This is a genomic window from Viridibacillus sp. d25.2, from assembly GCF_055456015.2.
In genome coordinates, this window is sequence record NZ_CM196652.1 from 3570213 (window position 1) to 3596129 (window position 25917).

At 37.7% G+C, this 25917-nt stretch carries 22 protein-coding genes and 1 riboswitch; of the genes, 1 reads left to right on the plus strand and 21 read right to left on the minus strand.

Translation table 11 applies throughout. The features are described 5' to 3' along the window. Positions 1 to 7: 7 nt before the first annotated feature. The 9 genes from rlmN to ACZLO7_RS17685 form a co-directional block, all read right to left on the minus strand. Positions 8 to 1108 carry a dual-specificity RNA methyltransferase RlmN gene (rlmN, locus tag ACZLO7_RS17645; RefSeq protein ID WP_464937334.1) on the minus strand — a complete coding sequence of 367 codons (1101 nt, stop codon included), beginning with the start codon at positions 1106 to 1108 and terminating at the stop codon, positions 8 to 10. Next, positions 1108 to 2475 carry a 16S rRNA (cytosine(967)-C(5))-methyltransferase RsmB gene (gene rsmB, locus ACZLO7_RS17650; protein ID WP_464937333.1) on the minus strand — a complete coding sequence of 456 codons (1368 nt, stop codon included), beginning with the start codon at positions 2473 to 2475 and terminating at the stop codon, positions 1108 to 1110. Before rsmB ends, rlmN begins: the two co-directional genes overlap by 1 nt. Beyond that, positions 2472 to 3413 carry a methionyl-tRNA formyltransferase gene (gene fmt, locus ACZLO7_RS17655; RefSeq protein ID WP_464937332.1) on the minus strand — a complete coding sequence of 314 codons (942 nt, stop codon included), beginning with the start codon at positions 3411 to 3413 and terminating at the stop codon, positions 2472 to 2474. The genes rsmB and fmt overlap by 4 nt, the downstream gene beginning before the upstream one ends. Beyond that, positions 3410 to 3910, minus strand: a complete 501-nt coding sequence (gene def, locus ACZLO7_RS17660) for a peptide deformylase (protein ID WP_464937331.1) — start codon at positions 3908 to 3910, stop codon at positions 3410 to 3412. The genes fmt and def overlap by 4 nt, the downstream gene beginning before the upstream one ends. Before the next feature lie 26 nt (positions 3911 to 3936). Continuing rightward, a complete protein-coding gene (priA, locus tag ACZLO7_RS17665) occupies positions 3937 to 6345 on the minus strand; it encodes a primosomal protein N' (RefSeq protein WP_464937330.1) in 2409 nt (802 codons plus the stop codon). Then, positions 6342 to 7547, minus strand: a complete 1206-nt coding sequence (gene coaBC / locus ACZLO7_RS17670; protein ID WP_464937329.1) for a bifunctional phosphopantothenoylcysteine decarboxylase/phosphopantothenate--cysteine ligase CoaBC — start codon at positions 7545 to 7547, stop codon at positions 6342 to 6344. The genes priA and coaBC overlap by 4 nt, the downstream gene beginning before the upstream one ends. Positions 7548 to 7622: 75 nt before the next feature. After that, positions 7623 to 7847, minus strand: coding sequence for a DNA-directed RNA polymerase subunit omega (rpoZ, locus tag ACZLO7_RS17675; protein ID WP_038183947.1), 225 nt, complete (start codon positions 7845 to 7847; stop codon positions 7623 to 7625). A 4-nt stretch (positions 7848 to 7851) separates the two neighbouring features. Beyond that, on the minus strand, positions 7852 to 8469 hold the full coding sequence (gene gmk / locus ACZLO7_RS17680) for a guanylate kinase (protein ID WP_464937328.1): 618 nt from the start codon (positions 8467 to 8469) through the stop codon (positions 7852 to 7854). Positions 8470 to 8520: 51 nt separating this feature from the next. Continuing rightward, on the minus strand, positions 8521 to 9396 hold the full coding sequence (locus tag ACZLO7_RS17685; protein ID WP_464937327.1) for a YicC/YloC family endoribonuclease: 876 nt from the start codon (positions 9394 to 9396) through the stop codon (positions 8521 to 8523). 220 nt (positions 9397 to 9616) lie between these two features. On the opposite strand from ACZLO7_RS17685, the gene ACZLO7_RS17690 reads away from it, so the two are divergent. Then, positions 9617 to 11305: an Rqc2 family fibronectin-binding protein gene (locus ACZLO7_RS17690; RefSeq protein WP_464937326.1), complete on the plus strand. Its 1689-nt coding sequence runs from the start codon at positions 9617 to 9619 to the stop codon at positions 11303 to 11305. A 1102-nt stretch (positions 11306 to 12407) separates the two neighbouring features. On the opposite strand, the gene ACZLO7_RS17695 is transcribed toward ACZLO7_RS17690, so the two are convergent. The 12 genes from ACZLO7_RS17695 to pyrC all read right to left on the minus strand — a co-directional run bounded on the left by ACZLO7_RS17695 (position 12408) and on the right by pyrC (position 25917). After that, positions 12408 to 13211 carry a transporter substrate-binding domain-containing protein gene (locus ACZLO7_RS17695; RefSeq protein WP_464937325.1) on the minus strand — a complete coding sequence of 268 codons (804 nt, stop codon included), beginning with the start codon at positions 13209 to 13211 and terminating at the stop codon, positions 12408 to 12410. Then, complete coding sequence (locus ACZLO7_RS17700) at positions 13208 to 13975, minus strand: amino acid ABC transporter ATP-binding protein (protein WP_464937324.1); 768 nt, start codon at positions 13973 to 13975, stop codon at positions 13208 to 13210. The genes ACZLO7_RS17695 and ACZLO7_RS17700 overlap by 4 nt, the downstream gene beginning before the upstream one ends. A 17-nt stretch (positions 13976 to 13992) precedes the next feature. Continuing rightward, on the minus strand, positions 13993 to 14661 hold the full coding sequence (locus ACZLO7_RS17705) for an amino acid ABC transporter permease (RefSeq protein ID WP_464937323.1): 669 nt from the start codon (positions 14659 to 14661) through the stop codon (positions 13993 to 13995). Positions 14662 to 14697: 36 nt separating this feature from the next. Then, on the minus strand, positions 14698 to 15627 hold the full coding sequence (locus ACZLO7_RS17710; protein WP_464937322.1) for a VOC family protein: 930 nt from the start codon (positions 15625 to 15627) through the stop codon (positions 14698 to 14700). A gap of 110 nt (positions 15628 to 15737) precedes the next feature. Next, positions 15738 to 15847: riboswitch (SAM riboswitch) on the minus strand. Positions 15848 to 16043: 196 nt separating this feature from the next. Next, positions 16044 to 17188 (minus strand): IS3 family transposase gene (locus tag ACZLO7_RS17715; RefSeq protein WP_511261359.1). Its coding sequence is split into 2 segments (ribosomal slippage): positions 16044 to 16915 and positions 16915 to 17188, totalling 1146 coding nucleotides; the frame shifts between segments, so codons are not numbered across the junction. A 140-nt stretch (positions 17189 to 17328) separates the two neighbouring features. Further along, complete coding sequence (gene pyrE, locus ACZLO7_RS17720) at positions 17329 to 17961, minus strand: orotate phosphoribosyltransferase (RefSeq protein ID WP_464937721.1); 633 nt, start codon at positions 17959 to 17961, stop codon at positions 17329 to 17331. After that, the gene (gene pyrF / locus ACZLO7_RS17725) at positions 17961 to 18671 is read right to left on the minus strand and encodes an orotidine-5'-phosphate decarboxylase (RefSeq protein ID WP_464937722.1); all 711 of its coding nucleotides are present in this window, start codon (positions 18669 to 18671) and stop codon (positions 17961 to 17963) included. Before pyrF ends, pyrE begins: the two co-directional genes overlap by 1 nt. Next, positions 18672 to 19583: a dihydroorotate dehydrogenase gene (locus ACZLO7_RS17730; protein ID WP_464937723.1), complete on the minus strand. Its 912-nt coding sequence runs from the start codon at positions 19581 to 19583 to the stop codon at positions 18672 to 18674. It lies immediately after the preceding gene. Beyond that, on the minus strand, positions 19580 to 20356 hold the full coding sequence (locus ACZLO7_RS17735; RefSeq protein WP_464937724.1) for a dihydroorotate dehydrogenase electron transfer subunit: 777 nt from the start codon (positions 20354 to 20356) through the stop codon (positions 19580 to 19582). Before ACZLO7_RS17735 ends, ACZLO7_RS17730 begins: the two co-directional genes overlap by 4 nt. After that, positions 20353 to 23550 (minus strand): carbamoyl-phosphate synthase large subunit, encoded by a 3198-nt coding sequence (carB, locus tag ACZLO7_RS17740; protein ID WP_464937726.1) that lies wholly within the window; start codon positions 23548 to 23550, stop codon positions 20353 to 20355. The genes ACZLO7_RS17735 and carB overlap by 4 nt, the downstream gene beginning before the upstream one ends. Next, the gene (locus ACZLO7_RS17745) at positions 23543 to 24643 is read right to left on the minus strand and encodes a carbamoyl phosphate synthase small subunit (RefSeq protein WP_464937727.1); all 1101 of its coding nucleotides are present in this window, start codon (positions 24641 to 24643) and stop codon (positions 23543 to 23545) included. Before ACZLO7_RS17745 ends, carB begins: the two co-directional genes overlap by 8 nt. Next, a complete protein-coding gene (pyrC, locus tag ACZLO7_RS17750; RefSeq protein WP_464937728.1) occupies positions 24640 to 25917 on the minus strand; it encodes a dihydroorotase in 1278 nt (425 codons plus the stop codon). The genes ACZLO7_RS17745 and pyrC overlap by 4 nt, the downstream gene beginning before the upstream one ends.

Consider the following 25917-nt stretch of genomic DNA (forward strand, 5'->3'; position numbering starts at 1 on the left):
CACCCCATTAATTCGTCGTTTCTTGCTTTCTCTCCTTCGCACGTAATTGACCACATGCAGCATCAATATCTGAACCGTGCTCGCGTCGAATTGTTACATTAATACCATTATTTTTTAACGTTTTTTCAAACGAGAAAATGTCATTTTTTGGTGTTCTTACATAATCACGTTCTGGAACATAGTTTACTGGTATCAAGTTCACATGACATTTAATGCCTTTGATTAATTTTGCTAACTCTTCAGCATGTTCTACTTGGTCATTGACTCCGCCAAATAGTCCATATTCAAAACTAACTCGACGACCAGTTTTCTCCGTGTAATAACGAATGGCTTCAATTAGATCTGGCAATTTATATGCTTTTGCGATCGGCATTAAACGTTGACGTAATTCTTGGTTAGGTGCGTGTAATGACAAGGCAAAGTTGATTTGTAATTGTTCATCCGCAAATTTATAAATTGAAGGAATAATACCACTAGTTGAAACTGTGATATGGCGTGCTCCAATGTTCAAACCTTTTTCATGGTTGATTACTTTTAAGAAGCTCATCATGGCATCATAGTTGTCAAACGGTTCGCCGATTCCCATAATAACGACGTGACTTACTCGTTCACCTACTTCATCTAATGCTTTTTGAACGTTGACAACTTGCTCAACAATTTCTCCTGCTAATAAATGACGTTTTAATCCGCCTAAAGTAGATGCACAGAATGTACATCCAATACGACAACCCACTTGTGTCGTTACACAAACAGAGTTCCCATATTCATGACGCATTAATACGGTTTCAATTGAATAACCATCTTGTAATTGGAACAAGAATTTAATTGTACCATCTTTAGATTCTTGTTTAATTAAAGTACCTAATGTACTAAGTTCAAAGTCAGCAGCTAATTTATCGCGTAATTCTTTTGATAGGTTAGACATTTCATCGAAAGTTGTTACACGTTTTACATATAACCAGTCAAAAATTTGGCCGGCACGGAACGGTTTTTCACCGTTGTCTTTTAACCAAGTTTGCATTTCTTCCGGTAATAATGAATAAATCGATTGGCGTAATTGTGGTTTTTCTTTTTTTACTCTTACTGGTTTTTGTATTTCTTGATCCATTAGTTTGTAAATTCTCCTTTTTTTCTAAAGGCAGCAACGAAAAAGCCATCACTGCTAAAGTCTTGTGGAAAGACTTGCATCATTCCATTTGTTTGAAGCTCTTTGAGTACATCTGGCACATTTGGTACAGGTTCAAGCTCCATATCCGGATACTTCTCTAAAAATGCAGCAACTGTTCCATCATTCTCAATTTTATCAATTGTGCAAGTACTGTAAACCATTTTGCCTTCATTCTTTAATAACTCATAAGCTGAATCCAGTAATTGTAATTGTATTGGTTGTAGTGATGCAAAGTCTTCTTCTTTTTTCGTATATTTAATATCCGGTTTACGTCTAATAACCCCTAATCCGCTACAAGGAGCATCGACTAAAATCCGATCGAATGATTGCTTATCAAATTGCTCGGTTGCTTTTCGACCATCTAATACTTGTGCGTTAATAACAGTTAGACCTAGACGTTCGGCATTACTATTAATAAGTTTTAATTTATGGGCATGTAAATCGGTAGCGATTAACTCACCTTCATTTTTCATTTTCTCAGCAATATGTGTTGTTTTACCGCCTGGTGCCGCACACATGTCTAATACTCTCATGCCTGGCTCTACTTGCAGAGCGTAAGCTGGAATCATTGAGCTTTCATCTTGAATGGTGATTAGACCATTTTTGTACGATTCTGTTCGTGCAGCTTGACCAGTTAATAAATGCAAAGCTTCCGGTAACACTTTACTTCGTACAACTTCATACTTTTCGCCCCATAAACTTTCAAGCGCTTGATCTGTTGTCACTTTAGCTGTGTTCACTCGAATAGTTTGTTGTGGTGGTAGATTATTTTCAAACAGCATATCAGATGCTTTTTCAACGCCGTAAGCTTCAACATAACGACGTACTAACCAAATTGGATGACTTGTTTCTATAGAAAGTCGTTCAACAGGATCTTTAATATCGGTCGTATCTCGAATGCCGTCACGTAGGATTGAACGTAAAATACCGTTTACTGTTTTAGAGACACCTTGGTGGCGTGCTCGATGTTTAGCAATTTCAACAGCTTCATTTACTGCTGCATGATCCGGAATTTTCGACAAGTTTGCAATTTGATATAAAGACAAACGTAGTAACCATCTTACCCAATCATCCAATTTCCCGCGAACAAATGGCTCTAAATAATAATCTAAAGTCATTTTATATTGAAGTGTTCCGTAAGTAAGTTCCGTCAAAAGGGCACGGTCTTTCGGTTTAATATTATATTTTTCGATTGTTTGATGAAGAAGTAAATTACTATATGCTTGCTGTTTATCTACTGCAAGAAGAATAGTTAATGCTGCGTCACGAACATTACCATCCCAAATTTTAGCTTTCTTTTTTGTCATTCAAAACGGTCCCCAATCTGTAATTTTGACCCGGTACCTCTTAAGTAATCCATCGCAGTCATACGCTTTTTGCCAGCTGGTTGTAAATCTAAAATATTTATTGCTTCTCCGTTACCTGTTGCTACTGTAAAATATTCTTTATCAATAGCAATGACAGTTCCAGGTACTTCGCTATGCTTTTTATCGGACTTTTGTGCCCACCAAATTTTCACATTATCGCCATTTAATTTCGTGTATGCTACTGGCCATGGATGTAAACCACGTACTTGGTTATAAATTTCTGTACTATTTTGCTGCCAATTAACTAGCTCTTGATCACGTGAAATATTATGAGCAAAAGTCACTTTCGTTTCATCTTGTGGGGTACGACTATTAGTACCCTCGATAATAGATGGCAACGTTTCTTTTAATAAGTCTCTACCAACAATACTTAATTTATCAAATAATAGACCTGTATAATCTTGATTTTCAATTGTAAGCTCCGCTTGTGAAATAATATCACCTGCATCAAGTTTAACTGCCATATACATTATCGTAACACCAGTTTTTTCTTGCCCATCGATTAGGCATTGGTGAATAGGTGCTCCACCGCGATATGCTGGTAGTAATGATGCGTGCACATTCACACAACCAAGCCTAGGTGTATCTAATAATTCCTTAGGTAAAATTTGACCAAAAGCTGCTGTAACAATTAAATCTGGATTTAAACCTATTATTTCTTGCAACTCTTCAGAACCACGAAGTTTTTCTGGCTGAATTACTGGTAATCCTAAACGAACAGCTTCTTCTTTGACAGGTGGTGGTGTCAACACACGTTTACGTCCAACAGGACGATCTGGTTGTGTAACTACCGCCTTAATATTATAGCCTTCTTCATGCAGCATACGTAATACTGGTACCGAAAAGGCAGGTGTCCCCATAAATACAATGGAAATCATTCCTGTTCCTCCTCTTCTTCCGCCATCTCATCTAATTCTTCAAGCGTATATACACGAGTAATTTTCTTATCAAATAACACACCAAATAAATGGTCAATTTCATGTTGAATTACACGAGCATCGAAACCTGCTGCTTCGACTTCATACCATTCTCCATCACGGTCTTGTGCTTTTATATGAACATAATCAGGACGCTCAACATCACCATAAAGTTCAGGGAAACTTAAACAACCTTCAATTTCTATAGCTGAACCGTCCGTTGCTAAAATAGTAGGATTAATGATTTCAAGAATGGCTCTTTCCTCCCCCATTTCTACAATGGCTGCTTGAATACTGCTATTCACTTGAGGTGCCGCAATACCTACTCCATCATGTTCAAGCATTGTATCATACATATCATCAAGTAACTGTGCTAGCTCTGCATCAAATTTAGTTACAGGTGCCGCTTTAGCTTCTAATACTTTTGCTGGGTTTTTAATAATTTCTAATACTGCCATAATGCCCTCTTTTCTTGCGATTATATCTAAATGGATGAAGGATCTAAATCAACGGTTAATTGAATACCTTTTTTCACCCAGTCTGTTCGATACATGCGAATTAATTGTTGTAATGTAGCCGTTAAATTAGGCTCTTTTTTATATTTTATCAAACATTGATAACGATATCTATTTTGCACCCGACTGATAGACGCTGCTGTCGGACCAATAATACCAACATTTTGTGATAGTTGCATTCGTAACCAATCCACTGCTTTACCTGCATATTCTGCTGCCATTAGTACATCTTCATGCGTCACTTGTATAAGCACAACAAAATAATACGGCGGATAGGCGAAACGCTGTCTTATATGCATTTCCTGCACATAAAACGGCTCATAATCTTGTTCTTTTGAAAGTTCGATTGCATAATGCTCAGGTGTATATGTTTGGATAAATACTTCTCCAGGCTTTTCATGGCGCCCCGCACGACCACTTACTTGTGTAAGTAATTGAAATGTACGCTCCGCAGCTCGAAAATCCGGTAAATTTAATGAAGTATCTGCACTCAAAACACCAACCAATGTAATATTCGGGAAATCAAGCCCTTTAGCAATCATCTGTGTTCCTAGTAGAATATCAGCTTCTCCTCGACCATAGGCATCTAATATACGCTCATGTGAACCCTTTTGCCTCGTTGTATCTACGTCCATTCGAAGTACTCTTGCTTCAGGAAAGAGTTTATATATTTCACTTTCAATCTTTTGCGTTCCTGTACCGAAAAAGCGGATATGTTCACTTTGACATTCAGGGCATTCATGTGGCACCTGTTCTTCATAGCCGCAATAATGACATTTCAGTTTTTCTTGGGAACGATGATAGGTCATGGAAATATCACAGTTTTTACATTGCACTACGGTACCACAATCTCTGCATAATACAAAAGAAGAAAAGCCTCTACGATTGAGAAATAATACCATCTGCTCTTTTTTTTCAAGTCGAATACGAATTGCTTCAGCTAATTCCTCTGAAAACATCGAGCGATTCCCTTTTTTCAATTGCTCACGCATATCGATAATTTCAACTGTTGGCAACGATTGCTGCATTGCACGTTTTTTCAGCGTTAATAATGTATACACGTTCTTCTTTGCTCTAGCAAAAGATTCTAAAGAAGGTGTTGCACTACCTAATATGACAGGACAATGATGGTATTCACTACGCCAAATAGCTACATCTCTTGCATGATAACGTGGTGAATCCTCTTGCTTATATGTCGATTCATGCTCTTCATCTAATATGAATAGGCCAACATTTGTGAAAGGAGCAAAAACAGCAGATCGAGCTCCTACTACCACCTTTACTTCTCCTCTTTGAATCTTTCGCCATTCATCATATTTTTCGCCTTTAGATAGTCCACTATGCAGAACAGCAACTTGTTCCCCAAAACGTGAACGAAATCGCTCTGACATTTGAGGTGTTAAAGATATTTCAGGTACTAGCACAATCGCTTCTTTCCCTTTTTCAAGGGTACTTTGAATAGCCTGTAAATACACTTCTGTTTTCCCACTGCCTGTAATACCATGTAGCAAAAAAGTTGTAGGTAATTTATGTCTCATCGCTGTTAATATTTGATGTAATGCCACTTCTTGTTCATCAGTTAGTGCAAGTGGCTTCGTTTTCACTGCATCCTTTGTAAATGGGTCACGATATACCTCTTCTTGAATATACGTCGCAGCACCTTTTTCAATGATTGCACTAAGAACGGCAGTTGTAATATTAAGCGTTTGGCAAAGTTCTTCCGGTACAAAAACAGCACCTTGATGATCCACCATCCATTCAGCGACCATAACTTGTTTTTTTGCTCTTTTTGGAATATCAGCTGCAATTTGTTGCAATTTCATAATGTCATCCAAAATTTTTATCTTACGAACAGCCTTTACTTGTCCTTGCTGTTTAACGACTGTTTTTATTTGAACAGTTCCTTGTCCAATACAGTATTTCAGTGATTTTAGAAATCCAGCAATTTCTACTTTTTTATATGGGATTGATATTTTATTACCAAAAAGATTTTGTAATTCAGCTGGCAGGTTTTCTAAAGAGCCTGTGAGATGAATCGTTTTTTCGTATTTTGCTCGTAATGCCGAGGGTAACATAACTTGTAATGCATCAATTTCAAAGCATAAAGTATGATTTGTCATCCACTGGGCAAGCTGTAGCATTTCAACTGTTAATACAGGTTCAATATCGAGTAACTGAGATAGTGGTTTTAATTTCCCTTGTGGAACATCCGTTTCTTCCTTTAAAGCAGTGATGAAACCAAGCACATTGCGAGGACCGAATGGTACTTTCACACGACATCCGGCTTCTACAAGTGCTTGCCATTCATCGGGAACAGCGTAGTCAAACGGTCGATCCACTGGATATGCCGCTACGTCTACGATGACTTGTGCTATCATATTAAACTTTCTTCCCTATCTAAAACGGTTTTGAATAATTCAAGTGCCAATTCTTTTTTCGGAAGATGAACGAATGTTTTTTCGAATTCATTTTGTCCAACGAGTGTAACCGTATTTGTGTCAGTACCAAAACCTGCTCCATCTTGCGTTACATCATTAGCAACAATATAATTTGCATTTTTCTTTTCTAGTTTGCCTTTTGCATATTTTAGTACGTCATTGGTTTCCGCAGCAAAACCAATGAGTAATTGTTCTTTTTTATGTTCCCCTAATGTCAGTAAAATATCAGTTGTGCGCTCTAATTCAATAGTTGCATTACCTGGTTGTTTTTTCATTTTTTGCATATGCGCTGTTTTCGGACGATAATCCGCTACCGCTGCTGTTTTTACAACAATATTGGCGTCATCATATTCAGCTAACATTGCTTGGAGCATGTCCTCAGCACTTTCCACATGCACTACCCGTACACCTGCTGGAGGCTCAATTGCTACCACACCTGATACAAGCACTGTTTCAGCACCTAGTTCATGTGCTGCTGCAGCCATGGCGTAACCCATTTTTCCAGTTGAAAAATTGGTCAAATAACGCACAGGGTCAATTCTTTCACGTGTTGGCCCTGCAGAAATAACAACTTTCTTTCCTTTTAAAAGTCCACTTTTAGGTTCGAAAAACTTTGCAGCTAATGCTGTAATTTTCTCTGGTTCTTCTAAACGACCTTTGCCAACATATCCGCAGGCTAAAAAGCCCTCAGATGGTTCTATAAATTCATAACCATCTTCAGCCAACTGAGCAATATTACGTTTAACTGCTAGATTGTCATACATATGAACATTCATTGCCGGTGCAATCCACACTTTTGCAGTTGTTGCTAATAATGTGGTTGTTACCATATCATCTGCAATGCCATTGGCAAGTTTACCAATTACATTTGCAGTTGCCGGAGCTACGATGATTAAATCCGCCCAATCTGCTAAATCGATATGTGCAATGACACTTGAATCCTTTTCATTAAAAGTGTCTGTATAAACATCATTTTTAGACATTACTTGAAAGCTTAAAGGTGTTACAAAACGTGTTGCAGATTCAGTCATCATTACTTTAACATTTGCACCAGCTTGAGATAGTTTACTAACTAATGCTACTGCTTTGTAGACGGCAATTCCGCCAGAAACACAAAGTAAAATGTTTTTATTTGCAAGCATTTTTTTCTTCCTTTCAAAACGACAAGCTCCCAAAGAAATGTTAATTTCCTCGGGAGCCTCTACGTTGTCATGTCATTAAACTTCGTCTTCGTAAATAGCTGATTCGTCTTGAGCTACTTGACTTAAAACACCAGCAGAAACTTCTTCAAGTGCTTTCCCTACATTTTTATGTGATTTGTAAGATGAAAGCCTATAGTCACTACCTTCTTGCATCGCACGTGCTCTTTTTGAAGCAAGACTCACTAATGAATATTTTGAATCGATTTTTTGTTTTAATACGTCAACAGATGGGTATAACATCTATTTATTCTCCTCTCAGCATAGCTAAGTATTGTTTTTCTACTCTTTCACGTCGACAATGTTCCGCAACTACGATTGCATTGACACGATCACAAGCTAATTGTACTTCATCGTTCTCAACGACATAATCGTACAAATTCATCATTTCTAGTTCTTGATTTGCAGCAGCAATACGCGTTGCAATTACATCCTCTGTTTCAGTACCACGCCCAACTAAACGTTGCTGCAATGCTGAAATGCTAGGTGGTGCAAGGAAAATGAATAAACCATCTGGAACCTTGTCACGAATTTGAGCTGCACCTTGTACTTCTATTTCTAAAAACACATCGCGTCCAGCATCCAAAGTTTTGTTTACATATTCTAGAGGTGTGCCGTAATAGTTTCCTACATACTGTGCAAATTCAAGGAGTTGTCCTTGTTCGATTAAACTTTCGAAATCCTCTTTTGATTTAAAGAAGTAATCAACTCCATCAACTTCGCCTTCACGTGGTAAACGTGTAGTCATGGAAATAGAATACTCATAATTAGTATCTGGTTGTGAAAAAAGTGCTTTTCGTACAGTACCTTTTCCGACACCTGAAGGGCCAGATAGGACAATCAATAATCCACGTTCTCTTCTCATGCTTTCTCCCTCATCATTACAATATATTAATAGTACATTTAGTAAACACAATTATTCAATATTTTGAACTTGTTCTCGCATTTTTTCAAGAATCGTTTTCGCTTGGACAACTGCAGCTGAAGCTTCAACAGACTGATTTTTAGAACCAATCGTATTAATTTCACGATGAATTTCTTGCAATAAGAAATCGAGTTTTCGTCCGATAGAAACGTCATCTTGAAGCGTTTCATCAAGCTGGATAAAATGGCTTGCTAAGCGGTCTAATTCCTCTGCAATATCTGCTTTTTCAGCAAAAATCGCAACTTCTGCTAATAATCGTTCATCTAATGCGCTAATGTCTGTAAGTTCTGCAATTCTCGTAACGAGCTTATCGCGATACTTTTGTACGGCTTGATCGGCAACTTTACGAACTAATTTAATTTGCTCTGCTAAATCCGTTTTGAAACCTACTACCGCCTCTTGCAATTCCTGACCTTCTCTTTCGCGCATTTGGATCAATGCCTTTGCTGCTTGTTGTACAGCTTGATCAACAGCTGTTAAAATTTCTTCTTTTGATGTCTCTTGCACTTTGACAGTTAATGCTTGCTCTAAACTCAAAAGTTCTGTCATTGACCACTTCTCGTCAAGCAATATCTGTTTTTGCAATTCTTCTCTTGCTTCTTTATAAGCATTGACTAGAGGCCAATTCACTTGTACAACTTGCTGTTGCGGTGACAATTCTTTCACATATACGGAAACATCTAACTTACCTCTTGAAACTAATGAGGAAAGCAGTTTTTTTGTATGAACTTCCGCTTCCATCCACTCTTTCGGAAAACGTGTTGTAACTTCTAAAAAGCGATGATTTACCGATCGAATTTCTACAGTAAGCTGAAATTGTTCCGTTGTTGTGACACCCCTGCCAAATCCAGTCATACTACGCACCAAGGTCAGTCACATCCTTCTTTGCATACTGATTTTTAATTATAACATATGAAAACAAGTTGTGCCTTGCAGATTTGTTAGAAGTTCATTTAATAGAACAAAAAAATAATTAAAACTGATAGTCATCAATCACGAAGAACTATATTTTACAAAAGCTCCGCTTACCTATTTAGACAAAAAAAATGGTAAGATAGAACAAAACGTTTTGAAAGAGGAATCACTTATGGCTTATGATGGTTTATTTACAATCGCAATGGCAAAAGAGTTACAACAGTTAGTAACAGGCCGAATCGCGAAAGTGCATCAACCGAACACCCAAGAAATTATTTTACATATTCGTGCTAATGGCGGAAATCATAAATTACTATTTTCAATTCACCCTTCCTATGCACGTGTTCATATCACAGAACAAACAATCGAAAATCCACCGGAACCACCTATGTTTTGCTCGCTACTTCGTAAACATATAGAGGGTGGATTTATTGAATCAATCCGTCAACAAGGTGCAGATCGAATCCTCATTTTTAAAATTGCTAGTAAAAATGAAATTGGCGATCCAATTACACGAGAATTACACGCAGAAATCATGGGTCGACATAGCAATTTAATTTTAGTCGACAAAGAAACAGACAAAATCGTTGATAGCTTAAAGCATCTACCACCTGCTATGAATAGCTACCGTACAGTCTTACCTGGTCAACCTTTTATCACACCACCTGAACAGGACAAGGAAGATCCTAAAACAGTAAGTTCTGAAGCATTGCAACTATTCTTTGCCGAAGAAAAGAATACACAAGAAATCGTACAGCATTTTACCGGCTTCTCCCCGTTACATGCTACTGAGTTATTATCTAGAAGTGCAACTAAGGAGCAACCGATAGCCGACATCTTCTCATCATTTATAGAGGAATTCGAAATTGGTGGAAATTCACCAACCTATACTGAAGTAAATGGAAAAACATACTTTTCACCAGTGGCATTAACTCATTTAGTTGGTGAACATACAAGCTATTCAACGTTAAGCACTCTACTGGACCGCGTATTCTTTGCAAGAGCTGAGAGGGACCGCGTAAAACAACAAGCTGGGGATTTAGAGCGTTGGTTACAAAATGAAATAAGCAAGCTCAAATTAAAATTAAAAAAACTACAAAAAGATTTAGATCGAGCTAACAATTTAGACCAATTCCAATTATACGGCGAGCTATTAATGGCCAACTTGTATGCTTTTGAAAAAGGGCAAAAGGTAGTCAATGTTGTTAATTATTATAGTGAGGACAGTGAAGAAATCACAATCCCAATTAGTGAACGAAAAACACCTGTTGAAAATGCACAGAGTTATTATACTAAGTACAATAAAGCAAAAAACGCTCTTATAATGGTTCAGGAGCAACTTGATAAAACAAAGGAAGATTTAGCTTACTTTGAAATGCTTTCGCAACAAGTACAACAAGCTGCACCTGCTGATATAGAGGAGATTCGTGAAGAGTTAGCGGAACAGGGCTACTTGAAACTACGTGCTTCTAAACGTCGTAAAAAGCCAACTAAACCAGCTCCAGAGAAATTCAAATCTTCCACTGGCATTGAAATTTCAGTTGGCAAAAACAATAAACAAAATGATTATCTAACATTTAAAATTGCACGTAAATCTGAAATTTGGTTGCATACTAAGGATATCCCAGGATCTCACGTCGTTATTCACTCATCTGAACCAGATGAACAAACTTTACTAGAAGCAGCAACTTTATCAGCCTATTTTAGTAAAGCACGTGAATCTTCATCAGTACCAGTAGATTACACTGAAATACGTCAGGTAAAAAAACCAAACGGGTCAAAACCAGGCTTTGTTATCTATTTTGAGCAAAAGACTCTTTATGTAACGCCTGATGAAGAACTGATTATGAAGTTAAAATAACTTTCAAGAACAAATAAAAGAGGGCTTCTAATAAGCCTCCAAAAAACTCGTATGAAAAACGAGGGTACTGAAAAAGTCCATAAAATGAATTTTAGCCATGGCGGAAACGATTAACCGTTTGCCATGGCTTTTTCTTCGATGCCGTTAATTTCCGTTCCGGCCGTCGCTTTCCTGGGGGCGAACCTTGAGCCTCCTCGTCGCTAACGCTCCTGCGGGGTCTCAAGATGTTCCCTAGTTCCCAAGGAGTCGCCGCCTGCACTTCAATTAACTAGTTTTATCGTTTTACTGAGTTTTTCATTCTTTCCGATTCACACCTAACCCTTTATAATGAACGGACTAATTCAAGGTGGTGCTTGTCCACGATTTCCAAATCGGCCTATGGAGTTACTTCCAGGAGGTTTTGGGCAATGGCCACAGTTATTTTTTAAAAGAAATTATTATTCATGAACAAAGCGGTGTAGCTTTTGAATAAATTTGATAAAAGGGAAACAGTCAATCCGTTATTAGTAGCAAACAAAAAAACAACTAATTAGCAGGATATAGGATCCTTTTTAAAGAAGCTTGCAACTATAGTGAAAATAAGATAAATTCCTGCATTCAACAGGATTTTTATCAAACTTTTCTACCTAGATAAAAATATATGTTTTAAAACGGCAACTACTATTACACCTATCCTTTTATTCGCATCAACCGTTTTCCACTACCAGTTCTACTAGGCTTGAAAATGCATCAACGACCAAACGATACTTGATGTTTTATACCACATAAAGTGATGTTAAAAGGTCCATCATTACTATTTCCCAAAAAACTCGATGCTGATGCAGGTTACGAAAGTGAAAGTACTATTTATACGCAGTGAAACAAAAATTTTACGCATTAATCCGATTGGTCGTTGTTCTTCTTCTCACTCTGTGGCTTAAGTAAAGTCATAATGGAGTTTGAAATTGCGGCAATGGCCCAAAACTACTGAAAGTAGCTTGAATTCTCCAGCCACTTTCACCAACAAGATAAATAAAAAAAGTACCGATGAAAAAACAAATTGTTTTCTACCAGTACTTTTATTATTGGGACTTTTTAGACATCCCCTTTTACTCATAAACTTTTATTGCTTCTTCGTTGCATCAATGCCTAACCATTTCTCTGAAATTTCTTTTAATGTACCGTCATTTGTTAATTCTTGTAAAGCTTTCGAAATATCTTCTACCTTTTTACTATCAGTAGTAAATGGAAATGCAATATTTCCCCATGATGTAGGACCAAATCCTATTTTCACATCATCCAATTTAGCTTTTTCAATCGTCGTATTCACTTGTACTTGATCATTATAATACGCGTCAACACGTCCTAATGATACTTCCTTCAATTCTGCTGTAGGGTCCTCAGAAAATGTTTTAATCGTAAAGTCATTGTTTTTATTTATATCTTTTAATTCTTTTTCAGCAGCTGTCCCTAAACCTACCCCAACCACTTTACCTTTTAAATCATCAATCGAATTAATATTATCGTTATTCGCCTTTACCGCAAATACTGATCCTGAATATAGATACGGTACGGTAAATGTATATTTTTCTTCTCTCTCAGTTGTCACTGATAATTGATTTGCAATTGTATCAATACGACCTGAATCTAATGATCCAAATAATCCCTCAAAATCAGCCGTTGTCCATTTTACTTTGTATCCTGCCTTTTTTGCAGCCGCTTCAATAACATCCGCATCATAACCAATTACTTTATTGTCCTTTTGATAGATAAATGGACTTCTTCCAGCAGCTGTCCCAACATTAAGAACCTTTTCATCCGCTTTCACAGAATTCTCTCTGTTAGAAGAATCCTTTGAACTACATGCAGCTAATACCCCAACTACTGTAAAAACCATTATAAATGACAATATTTTTTTGAATTTCATACTACCAACTCCTTATCCACTAACTGGTTTCTACTACTTAATTGTTGTAAAAATTTCTGTGTTCTTTCCTGCTTTGGATTATTAAAAATCTCTTCAGGAGTTCCTTGTTCAATAATTGAACCCTCCGCCATAAAAACAACATGATCAGCAACCTGTCTTGCAAATGACATTTCATGAGTTACTACAATCATAGTCATATTCGAATGCGCTAGGTTTTGAATTACTTGTAGAACTTCCCCTACTAGTTCTGGATCGAGTGCTGAAGTAGGTTCATCAAACAAAATTGCATAAGGATTTAGAGCGATAGCTCTAGCAATCCCTACGCGTTGTTGCTGACCACCCGACAAACTATTTGGATAATAGTTTTCTTTTTCAGATAAACCAACTTGTAATAGTAATTTTTTGGCAATACTTTCTGCTTCCACTTGTGACTTTTTCTGTACGGTAATTAACGGTAACGTAATATTTTCTTTTACAGTTTTGTTTTTAAACAAGCTATAGTTTTGAAAAACCATAGCAGTTTTACGCCTTAATAATTGTGCCTTTTTATTTGTTAAATTAGCGACATCTATTGCTACATCATCAATTATTATTTGCCCTTTATTCGCTTGTTCTAAAACATTTAAGCATCTTAATAGAGTCGACTTACCTGATCCAGATGGCCCTATTATCGCTACAACTTGACCCTTTTCCACAGTTAAAGAAATTCCTTTTAATACTTCGTTATCTTTATATGATTTATGAAGATTCTGAACACTAATCATCCTTTTTCACTCCTTAATTACTGGTAAGGTACTTCTAAGCGATATTCTAATCGTCTCTGTAGCCAACCAATAATAACGGTTAATCCCCAGTAGATAATTGCAACAGCTAAGTAACTTTCCATATAAAGATAAGACTCTGCAGCAAGCATTTTGGCATGAGCTAAAATTTCCGCTAACCCTAATACAAACGTTAAAGAGGATTCTTTAATCAGCCCAATAAAATTATTACCAAGTGCAGGAACTGCTACTCGAATAGCCTGCGGAAAAATCACCTTTCTCATGGCTTGCATTTTTGTCATTCCTACAGACAAACAAGCATCCATTTGATTGCTCTCCACTCCATTTAACGAACCACGTAAAATTTCAGATAAATATGCTGCATTATTTAAGCTTAGACCAATTAAAGCTGCTTGTAAGGAAGTTATAACAGCCATCTCAGGGAAAATCTGAGGAAGTCCAAAATATAAAACGAATAACTGCACAAGTAATGGTGTCCCTCTAAAAAACGAAATATATAATCGAGATAATGGATATAACACTTTTATTCGATTACGATCAATGAGAACAAGCAAAATACTAATACAGAATGAAATAATCATTGATACCACAGAAACACCTAATGTGATATATACATACTTCAATAATTGAGGTAGCGATTCTAAAAAATACATAAAATCAAACTTCATTTTGTCACCTTCTATAACGATTTTACTTTTATTGTTTTATGCAATTTCAAAAACAATACGATTACCACTTGGGTCTTCTACCGCAAACTCATTTCCCAAATCTTGAATTTGTATTTGTTGTTTAATATATTTTTTTGCTGTTTCAAAATCTTCTGTGGTCGGTAATTTAAACCTTACTTCTTTCAATCCTGATTCATTCTTTTCCGCCTTTTGAAGTTCCTCACCCGACCATACATTTCCTGCAATATGATGATGATAGCCACCTGTCGAAATAAAGAATGCTGTATCAATAATTACCTGTTCCTCAAAACCTAATGTATTGACGTAGAAATCTACCGATTCCTCTATATTCGCCACTCGCAAATGGACATGGCCAACAATTGTTTCTGTTGGTAATTTACCATCTGTTTCAAAATCAGCTAACGGAGCTAATTCTTTAAAGTTAAGTGGATTACTACCACCTGGATACTTATCCCAATCTTCACGATTACGATCAGCATATATCTCAATACCATTTCCTTCAATATCATACAGATAAAACGCCTCACTATATCCGTGATCACTTGCACTATCTAATCTAGCAATCGGGATAAAGCGTTCAAAGTGCGGAAAACGTGAAGCCTGTTCTACTGGACTATCAATCGTTTCCTTATTTCGCAGAATTTCAAAAAATTTCGTTGCAAACGCTTCTCTACTTGGTAATAAAAATGCTGTATGGAATAAACCTGTACTTTTAGCTGGTTGTAATTTTTCTGCTGTTTTTTCTAATTCAAAAATAACTGTGTTACTACCTTTTCCACCAAACTTAGCATGTTGTATATTTCTCTCTAATACATCAAGACCAACTACATTTTCGTAAAATGCAATTTGACGCTCCAGATCCTTTACTTTTAAAATGACACTTCCTACTTGTGTCGCTCCATTCAATACAAACTTCTCTTGTTTTCCATCAATTCTTTGTACCATCTTTAAAACCTCTCTCGTTTTTTATTAACCAATTGCGGAATAAACGACTTCTAATAAAAACTCTCTTTCTACATAATTTAGAAAGAGAGTTGAGGGGGGAGCTAATTCAACTCTTATCTTTCATGATTTCATGCAATCATGTTGGATTTAGCACCTTCCTAAACAATAGGGGTTGCTGAAACTTCAGTGGGCCAATTCCCTCAGTTTCTCTAGATAAGAAATCTATTTAATATTCCTAGTTAACTCATTGGTTTAATTGATTTTAAAACATTTTCTATAATTTAGCAACATTTTTTCCCAATTATTTTATTTCCATGAAAAATATCCTCTTAATTCGAATTAGAATTTTGAACATAAAAAAAACTAGCATGAGAGAAAGGCACTGAGTATCATTTTTGAGACAATAAGAAAACACCTTATTTTGCAGCCAGTTGACGATATTGTACCGGCGACTGGCTGTTTAATTTCGTTTTAATCCGGATATTGTTATAATAATAAATGTATTCTTCGACCATATTTATTACGCGCGTATTTGTCGTGCGGTAAATTTCGTCGAGGTAGAACGTTTCAGACTTTAGCGAGGAGTGAAACGTTTCGATTGGGGAATTATCAACGGGCGTGCCTTTACAAGACATGCTCATGGTAATTCCCTTTTCTTTGATTGTTTTTTGATATACATAAGATGTATATACAGATCCTTGATCACTATGCAGAATGCAGCCCTCTGGTAAATTAGGTAATTGATTGAGCGTATCTAAAACAAAGGCTGTATCTTGCTTAGACCCAATAGTTTGTGCAATAATCTCGCCATTAAACAGATCTAATATACTTGAAAGATACATCATGGTTTGTCCAAAAGGCAAGTAGGTAATATCTGTTACGAGCTTCTCTAATGGTTTTGTTGCACTAAAATTGCGGGCTAATAAATTGGGAGCGATGTAAGCTGGTTGGCCCGTACGTTTACGTTTCTTTACTTTTACACGGCACTGCCAGTTATATTTTTGCATCACACGTTGCACTGTTTTCTCACTAATACCTGTTAATGATTTTGTGATTTTTCGATAACCGTATCTAAATTTGTGTAGCTTGCACAAGTTACCAATTTGTTGGTCTCGAAGCTCCTTTGGTGTTTGCGTATGAACTTTTGCTTTCCAACGATAGTAAGACGAACGGGCAACTCCTAAATGAAGACAGATTTCACCAATTGACATTCTTCCTTTTAACTCCTCCACTAATTGAACTACGACTCTTGAGACCACTTCCTCTCCAACTCTGCGTACTTTTTTAATACTTCAATCTGTTGTTTTAGATAACGATTTTCAGCTTGTAACTTTGCGGTTTCACTTCCATATTCAGGGCCTTTACCGAAGGTATATTGTTTACCCACTGGCTGTTCAATCCGATGTAATTCACCATTTCGATACCATTTCAACCATGTTTTTAATTGACTGTGATTACGAATATTCAACTCTTCTAATACTTGCTTTACAGGAATCCCAGCTAACCTCATCTCAATTGCCTTCATTTTAATTTCTACTGGATAACTGACTCTTGTCCCCATAGAAAAAACACCTCCACGTTGGTTTTTAAAGGTAGGATACCCATTTTTTCAACGAAAGGTGTTTTTATTTGTCTCATATTTTTAGGTCAGTGCCAAATTCAATTCTCAAGCTAGTTTTTTGAATGCCTATATTTAAGATATTACTTTAATTTCCCGGCTTTTAAATCCTCATGCCATTGCAGTAAACCTGGAATGTCTGATTCATTAATAGCACCTGATTCTTTTGCCGCTTCAACTAACGCTTCGAAGTTTGATAGGCTATAGTAAGGAACACCAACTTCTTCAAAGGCTTGTTCAGCACGTGGTAATTTATATGAATAAACTGACACAACACCAAGTACTTCTGCCCCTTCACGACGAAGTGCTTCTACAGCTGTAATACTTGAGCCACCTGTTGAAATAATATCTTCTACTACAACTACCTTTTGACCTGTTGAAAGTTTCCCTTCTGTTTGGTTACCACGACCATGTTCTTTTGGTTTTGAACGTACATATACCATTGGTAAGTCTAAAATATCACTTACCCATGCTGCATGTGGAATCCCCGCTGTTGCTGTACCAGCTACTACGTCTGTTTCTGGGAAGTTTTCTTTAATAAGCGCTGCAAGGCCGTTTGCAATTGTTGTACGTACTTTTGGATAAGATATCGTTAAACGTGTATCACAGTAGATTGGTGATTTAATACCTGAAGCCCAAGTAAACGGATCATTCGGACTTAATTCTACCGCTCCTACTTCTAACATGCCTTGTGCTACGTCTTTTTGAATTGTCATTATTGTTGTCCTCCCCATAATTGTTGTACAGCATGGTACGCTTCAACTGGATTTTCTGCTTGTGTTATTGCACGCCCTACTACGATTTGCGTTGAACTTTCTTGACGTGCGAAATCAGGTGTAGCAACACGTTTTTGATCATGTGCAGCACCACCAGCCATACGAATTCCTGGTGTTACTTTTAAGAAGCCTTCCCCACATATTTCGCTGATTGCTTTTGCTTCAAGTACAGAGCAAACTACACCATCTAGACCCGCTGATTGTGCTAATTTGGCATAATGCAGTACTGATTGATCTAATGATAAATTGATTTTTTGCTCGTTTTGCATTTGCTCTTCAGTCGTTGAAGTTAACTGAGTTACCGCAATTAAAGCTGGTCGCTGTTTGCCGGCCTCAGTTCCCTCTATTAGACCCTCAAGAGCAGCCGCCATCATATTGGAGCCGCCTGCAGCATGGACATTGACTAGATCTACACCTAGTTTTGCTAAGCCTTTCATCGCTGATTTCACCGTATTTGGAATATCATGCAATTTTAAATCTAAAAATATGTCGTGACCTTGCGCTTTAATTTTGCGAATGATGTCTGGCCCTTCTTGTAAATAAAGCTCAAGACCCACCTTCACAAATAGTGGCTCGTTGAACTGAGAAAGAAATGTCATTACTTTCTGTTCATCAGAAAAATCTAACGCGATAATAGGCTTATTATTCATTTAGCGGTGGCTCCTTCCAATTACATCTGTTATTTTGTCATAACCTAATTCATCTAGCTTTTGTGGTAATGCTTCAATAATATTTGGGCATACGAATGGATCCACAAAGTTTGCAGTACCTACTGCTACAGCACTAGCCCCCACAGATAGGAAGTCGATAACATCCTCTGCAGTTGCAACTCCACCCATTCCAATAATAGGAATATTGACGTTTCGGCTTACTTCATGGACCATGCGAATTGCTACTGGTTTTACAGCCGGACCAGATAAGCCTCCGGTACCATTAGCAATAATTGGTTTTCCCGTTTTCGGATGTAGACGCATACCGATCAATGTATTAATCATCGTAATACCATCTGCTCCACCTGCTTCTACAGCTTTAGCAATTTCAGAAATATTTGTTACATTTGGTGATAGCTTCACATAGACTGGTACATCTGACACAGCTTTTACTGCAGCTGTTAAGTCACTTGCTGATTTTGGATCTGTACCGAATTGAATCCCGCCACATTTAACATTTGGACAAGAAATATTCAACTCTAACGCATGTACATTTGGCGCTTTTGAAATAGCTTCTGCTACGGCTACATAATCAGCAGTCTCTGTTCCAGCCACATTTGCAATAATCGGTACATCATATTTTTCTAACCAAGGAAGTTCATGTGCTAACACATGCTCTAGCCCTGGATTTTGTAAGCCAATGGCATTCAACATACCCGCTGCTGTTTCAGCAACACGTGGTGTTGGGTTACCAGAGCGCGTTTCTAATGTTGTAGCTTTAATCATGATTGCGCCTAACTGAGATAGATCATAAAGTTGTGCATATTCTTGTCCAAATCCGAAGCACCCCGAAGCTGGGATAATTGGATTTTTTAATGATAAGCCTGGTAATTCGACTTGTAATCTATTCATAGCTTCACCACTCCTCTCGGGAAGACTGGACCGTCAGAACAGATCTTCAAGTATTCTTTATCAATTGCATCTGTTGTATTACATACGCAGGCGAAACAAGCTCCGATACCGCAGCCCATGCGTTCTTCAAAGGATAGGAAACCTTTTTTATCTGGATAAGTTTGCTCTAATGCTGCTAGCATTGGCGTTGGTCCACAGCTATAAAAAACATCAAAAGAAGGTGCTTTATCTTTTAATAAGTCTGTGACAAATCCTTTTGTTCCCTGACTACCATCAGCTGTTACGATATAAGTGTCATCTAACTCGGAAAATTGTTTTTCATAAAAGACATTGTTTTCAGATTGGAAGCCTAGTACGTGAATTGTACGTACTCCCTTTGCATGCAATTCTCTTGAAAGCTGATACAAAGGAGGAACCCCAATTCCACCACCAACTAAAAGTGCTGTTTGACCTGATTCTGCTTCTTCTACAGGGAAACCGTGTCCTAGTGGTCCAAGTATATCTACTTCTTCACCTGGTCGTTTTGCTGATAAGATTGTTGTTCCACGACCTTCTGCACGGTAAATCATTGTGAACTGCAATAGTTCATGATTAATGGATGCAATACTAATTGGTCTTCTAAGTAATGGTTCAAATGTATCCGTTACACGTACATGGACAAATTGACCTGGTTGTTTCATATCAAGGACTAGCTGACCAGTTAAGGTCAGCTCAAAAATATCCTCTGCGATTTGCTGTTGGCGTACAACTTGCATACGTTCTTGGTGAATCATCCTCGCACCTCCTGCTTAGGCATTTCTTCAGCTGTGAAGGTCATAGATTCGATTACTCGAAGCATTGCCTCTGCAGTATCAAGAGATGTTAAGCATGGGACCCCATTTTCTACTGATTCACGACGGATACGGAAGCCGTCACGTGCAGGTTGTTTTCCTTTTGTTAATGTATTGACGATTAATTGCGCACCGCCATTTTGGATAACGTCTAGAAGAGTAGGACCATTTGATCCAATTTTATCAACAACGCTTACTTTTAAACCTGCTTCCTCAATTGCTTTCGCAGTTCCTGGTGTTGCTAAGATACTGTAACCAATATTTGTAAAGCGTTTAGCTAAAGCAATTGCTTCGTCTTTATCTTTGTCTGCTACCGTCATTAATACTGAACCGTGATCCTTAATATCCATACCAGCTGCTACTAGACCTTTATATAGTGCTTTTTCTAGTGTGCTGTCTTTACCCATTACTTCACCTGTTGATTTCATTTCAGGTCCTAATGTAATGTCTACACGACGAAGTTTCGCAAAGCTGAATACAGGTACCTTCACGTAAACACCTTGTTGAATCGGCGCTAAGCCAGTAGGGTAACCTTGTTCAACAATTGATTGACCAAGTATCGCTTTTGTTGCAATGTTCGCCATTGGTAAGTTCGTAATTTTGCTTAAGAACGGTACTGTACGAGATGCACGCGGGTTTACTTCAATAACATATACTTCGTCATCAGAAATTACATATTGGATGTTCATTAATCCTTTGATTTCCAACCCTTTTGCTAAACGGGTTGTATAGTCAGTTAATGTATCAATATGTTTTTGAGACAGTTGTTGCGGAGGATATACTGCAATCGAGTCACCTGAGTGAACACCTGCACGTTCGATATGCTCCATAATACCTGGAATTAAGACGTTCTCACCGTCACAAATCGCATCTACTTCAATTTCTGTACCAGTTAAATATCTATCGACTAATACTGGGTGCTCTGGACTAGCTTCAACTGCATGCTCCATGTAATATTGTAGTTCTTCTTCGTTATAAACGATTTCCATTGCGCGTCCACCAAGTACATATGATGGTCTCACTAAAACTGGGAATCCAATTCTCTTAGCAATAACAATCGCTTCATCTGCAGAAATCGCCGTTTTACCCATTGGTTGTGGGATACCGATTTCATTTAATGCTTCCTCGAAACGATCACGTGATTCAGCGCGGTCTATTGCATCTAGTGATGTTCCTAAGATTTTCACGCCTCGTGCTTCTAATTTATCTGCTAGGTTAATAGCTGTTTGCCCACCGAATTGCACGACAACACCTTTTGGTTGTTCAAGATCAACGATGTGCATAACATCTTCAATTGTTAATGGTTCAAAGTAAAGCTTATCAGAGATTGAGAAGTCCGTTGAAACTGTTTCTGGGTTTGAGTTAATAATGATTGCCTCATAACCTGCTTCTTTAATCGCCCATACTGAGTGTACTGTTGCGTAGTCAAACTCTACCCCTTGTCCGATACGAATTGGACCTGATCCAAGGACGATTACAGATTCACGATCTGATTTTTTTGATTCGTTCTCATCTTCGTATGTTCCGTAGAAGTATGGTGTTTCTGATTCAAATTCTGCAGCACATGTGTCTACCATTTTGTAAACTGGCACGATACCATTTTCTTTACGGAAATCATAGATTGCATCTTCTGTTGCATTCCAAAGTTTTGCGACTGTTTCATCAGCAAATCCAATACGTTTTGCTTGTCGCAATACTGCTTTGTCATGAGGATTATCTTTTAATACCGTTTCATAATCGACAATGTTTTTAAATTTATTTAAGAAGAATAAATCGATTTGGCTCCAGTCATGGATAGTTTCGATTGTCACGCCTCTACGTAACGCTTCTCCTAGGAAGAATAATCGTTCATCTCCAGCTTTACGTATACGTTTTTCAATCCATTGATCTGATAAATCTTCAGAATTCTTCATTTCAATATGTTTATGACCAGTTTCAAGTGAACGAACTGCTTTTAACATAGCTTCCTCGAAATTGCGGCCGATTGCCATAACTTCACCAGTTGCTTTCATTTGAGTTCCTAAGTTACGTTTTGCATTTTCGAATTTATCAAAAGGCCAGCGTGGAATTTTCGCAACAACATAGTCAAGTGCTGGTTCGAAGCAAGCGTAAGTTTTACCTGTAACAGGGTTCATCATTTCGTCAAGTGTTAAACCAACTGCGATTTTCGCAGCAAGCTTCGCAATTGGGTAACCAGTTGCTTTTGAAGCAAGTGCTGATGATCGTGATACACGTGGATTTACTTCAATAATGTAGTAGTTGAAACTATGTGGATCAAGGGCTAATTGAACGTTACAACCACCTTCGATTTTAAGCGCACGAATGATTTTAAGTGATACATTACGAAGCATATGATATTCGCGATCTGATAAAGTTTGAGACGGAGCAACTACAATTGAATCACCTGTATGAATCCCAACTGGGTCGACATTTTCCATGTTACAAACTACGATTGCATTGTCATTCGAGTCACGCATTACTTCATATTCGATTTCTTTGAAACCTGCGATTGATTTTTCTAATAAACATTGTGTTACCGGGCTATATTTTAAACCCGATGTCACGATTTCGTTTAAATCTTGCTCGTTATGACAAATACCACCACCAGTTCCACCTAGTGTGAATGCTGGACGAACGATTACTGGATAACCTATTTTATTAACAAAAGCATGTGCTTCTTCTAAGTTGTGGATAATGTCTGATTCTGGTACTGGAACCCCTAATTCGTACATTAAGTTACGGAATAAATCACGGTCTTCCGCTTTGTTGATAGCATCAAGTTTTGTACCAAGAATTTCGATGTTTAATTCATCTAAAATACCTGATTCATGTAATTCGATAGCCATGTTTAAGCCTGTTTGGCCTCCTAAAGTTGGTAGGACTGCATCTGGACGTTCTTTACGAATAATACGTGAAACAAACTCCAATGTTATTGGTTCGATGTACACTTTATCAGCGATTTCAGTATCCGTCATAATTGTTGCTGGATTTGAGTTAATTAAAATGACACGGTAGCCCTCTTCTTTTAATGATAGACAAGCTTGTGTTCCTGCATAGTCGAATTCTGCAGCTTGTCCAATTACGATTGGGCCTGAGCCGATTACTAAAATGGTTTGAATATCTTGACGTTTAGGCATGGTGTTGCTCCTTTCTAGTATCTACATTCATTAACTCTATAAATTCATCAAATAGATGGTTTGAATCTTCTGGTCCTGGTGATGCTTCTGGGTGATATTGTACTGTGAACACCGGGTGTTCTTTATGTTTTAAACCTTCGATTGTTCCGTCATTTAATGCAAGGTGCGTAACTTCTAACCCAGTTCCTTCTAGGGAAGCTGGATCGATTGCATATCCATGATTTTGTGATGTTAGTTCAGTACGTCCAGTTTTCAGTTCTTTTACTGGATGATTAGCACCACGGTGTCCAAATTTAAGCTTGAATGAATCTGCGCCACAAGCTAGTGCGAAAAGTTGATGCCCTAAGCAAATACCGAACATTGGCACTTTTCCGATTAGATTTTTAATTGTTTCAATTGCTACTGGTACATCTTTTGGATCTCCAGGTCCGTTTGATAACATAATACCATCTGGATATAATGCTAAAATTTCGTCCGCTGGCATATTGTAAGGCACTACAACAACGTCACAGTCACGTTTGTTTAACTCTCGCAAAATACCGTGCTTCATACCGAAGTCGATTAATACAACTTTTTTACCACGACCTGGGCTTGGGTATGGTGTTTTTGTAGAAACTTGTTCTACTTGGTTTGTAGGGAATGTAGTTGCTTTAAGTTTTGCCACTACTGCTTCAACATCCACATCTTCACCTCTAGCAGTTAGTGTAGCTTTAATTGAACCTTCTTCACGAATCAAACGAGTTAACTTTCTTGTATCGATTCCTTCAATACCAGGAATTCTCTTCATTTTGAAGAATTCATCTAGTGTTGTGTCACAACGGAAATTTGATGGTGTTTGCGCTAATTCACGAACTACAAATCCTTTTATTGCAGGATCGATTGTTTCAAAATCGTCACGATTAATACCGTAGTTACCTATTAAGGGGTAAGTCATCGTTACAATTTGTCCTGCAAATGATGGGTCAGACAACGTTTCTTGATAGCCCGTCATTCCTGTTGTAAATACAACTTCTCCGTCTGATGCTAAGTCACTTCCGAAGGCTTGTCCTTCAAATACGATACCATTTTCTAAAATTAACTTTCTGTTTGTCATTGTGCTTCCTCCCATACGATGTTACCTTCAAAGATTGTCATAACCGGCCATCCTTTTGCTGTCCATCCATTGAATGGTGTGTTTCTACCTTTTGATACGAAACCTTCAGCATTAATGGTTTGCTCTTTATCTAAATCAAGTAAAATTAAATCCGCTGATGCACCAACTTCAATCTTGCCAAATGGTAAGTTGAATAACTCAGCAGGTTTTGCAGCCATCCAATCGATTAATTGTTTTAATGTCCATTTACCTGTTTCAACAAACTTTGTATACAGTAGTGGGAATGCTGTTTCAAAACCGACAATGCCGAATGGTGCGCCTACCATACCACAGCATTTTTCTTCAACTGTGTGTGGTGCGTGGTCTGTTGCGATACAGTCAATCGTGCCATCAAGTAATGCTTCTTGTAATGCTTGTAAGTCATCATTCGCACGTAATGGCGGATTCATTTTCCAGTTTGCATCATCTGATGGAATGTCCATTTCTTCTAACAGAAGATGGTGAGGACAAACCTCTGCAGTTACGTTAATGCCTGCAGCTTTTGCATCGCGCACTACACGTACTGATTCTTTTGTTGATACGTGACATACATGGTAATGCGCACCTGCTGCTTCAGCTAGTAAAACATCACGAGCAATTTGCACTGATTCACAAACAGAAGGTATCCCCGGCAACCCTAACTCTTGATTACGAGTACCTTCGTGCATCACACCATCGTAGATCAATGAATTATCTTCGCAGTGTGCAACAACTGTCATCCCAATTTTTGCTGCATCTTGCATTTGCTCGAACATTGTTGCAGCTTCTTGTACGCCAACACCATCATCAGAGAATGCAACTGCACCATGTGCTTTTAAATCCGTTAAGTTTGTACGCTTATCGCCTGATTGTGCGACTGTTAAAGACCCATAAGGTAAAACACGAATGACTGCACTATCTTCAATCAAACTATTTATGTAGTCAAGATTTTCAATTGAATCTGGTACTGGCTTTGTGTTAGGCATTGCACAAATTGTTGTGAAACCGCCTTTTGCTGCAGAAGCGGTACCCGTTGCAATCGTTTCTTTATGTTCGAAACCTGGCTCACGAAGATGAGTATGTACATCTACAAATCCTGGGGCTACGACAAGACCTTTACCTTCGATTACTTCAGCAGCCTCAGATGATATTGAAGCACCGATTTCTTTAATGTTTCCACCCTCTATTAGGATGTCTGTTGATTGAAACTCGCCTTGTTCATTTAACATTTGAACATTTTTCAGTAATTTTGTCAT

Bases quoted from the DNA above. Each gene is read 5' to 3' on its own strand.
- carB (WP_464937726.1), bottom strand. From the start codon at position 23,550: ATGCCTAAACGTCAAGATATTCAAACCATTTTAGTAATCGGCTCAGGC.
- pyrE (WP_464937721.1), bottom strand. From the start codon at position 17,961: ATGACAATTCAAAAAGACGTAGCACAAGGCATGTTAGAAGTAGGAGCG.
- pyrC (WP_464937728.1), bottom strand. From the start codon at position 25,917: ATGACAAAATTACTGAAAAATGTTCAAATGTTAAATGAACAAGGCGAG.
- def (WP_464937331.1), bottom strand. From the start codon at position 3,910: ATGGCAGTATTAGAAATTATTAAAAACCCAGCAAAAGTATTAGAAGCT.
- rlmN (WP_464937334.1), bottom strand. From the start codon at position 1,108: ATGGATCAAGAAATACAAAAACCAGTAAGAGTAAAAAAAGAAAAACCA.
- priA (WP_464937330.1), bottom strand. From the start codon at position 6,345: ATGATAGCACAAGTCATCGTAGACGTAGCGGCATATCCAGTGGATCGA.
- ACZLO7_RS17695 (WP_464937325.1), bottom strand. From the start codon at position 13,211: ATGAAATTCAAAAAAATATTGTCATTTATAATGGTTTTTACAGTAGTT.
- fmt (WP_464937332.1), bottom strand. From the start codon at position 3,413: ATGATTTCCATTGTATTTATGGGGACACCTGCCTTTTCGGTACCAGTA.
- ACZLO7_RS17745 (WP_464937727.1), bottom strand. From the start codon at position 24,643: ATGACAAACAGAAAGTTAATTTTAGAAAATGGTATCGTATTTGAAGGA.
- ACZLO7_RS17710 (WP_464937322.1), bottom strand. From the start codon at position 15,627: ATGGTACAAAGAATTGATGGAAAACAAGAGAAGTTTGTATTGAATGGA.
- ACZLO7_RS17700 (WP_464937324.1), bottom strand. From the start codon at position 13,975: ATGATTAGTGTTCAGAATCTTCATAAATCATATAAAGATAACGAAGTA.
- rsmB (WP_464937333.1), bottom strand. From the start codon at position 2,475: ATGACAAAAAAGAAAGCTAAAATTTGGGATGGTAATGTTCGTGACGCA.
- pyrF (WP_464937722.1), bottom strand. From the start codon at position 18,671: ATGAATAATAAGCCTATTATCGCGTTAGATTTTTCTGATGAACAGAAA.
- ACZLO7_RS17705 (WP_464937323.1), bottom strand. From the start codon at position 14,661: ATGAAGTTTGATTTTATGTATTTTTTAGAATCGCTACCTCAATTATTG.
- gmk (WP_464937328.1), bottom strand. From the start codon at position 8,469: ATGAGAAGAGAACGTGGATTATTGATTGTCCTATCTGGCCCTTCAGGT.
- ACZLO7_RS17730 (WP_464937723.1), bottom strand. From the start codon at position 19,583: ATGAATAGATTACAAGTCGAATTACCAGGCTTATCATTAAAAAATCCA.
- rpoZ (WP_038183947.1), bottom strand. From the start codon at position 7,847: ATGTTATACCCATCTGTTGACGTATTAAAACAAAAAATCGATTCAAAA.
- ACZLO7_RS17735 (WP_464937724.1), bottom strand. From the start codon at position 20,356: ATGATTCACCAAGAACGTATGCAAGTTGTACGCCAACAGCAAATCGCA.
- coaBC (WP_464937329.1), bottom strand. From the start codon at position 7,547: ATGCTTGCAAATAAAAACATTTTACTTTGTGTTTCTGGCGGAATTGCC.
- ACZLO7_RS17690 (WP_464937326.1), top strand. From the start codon at position 9,617: ATGGCTTATGATGGTTTATTTACAATCGCAATGGCAAAAGAGTTACAA.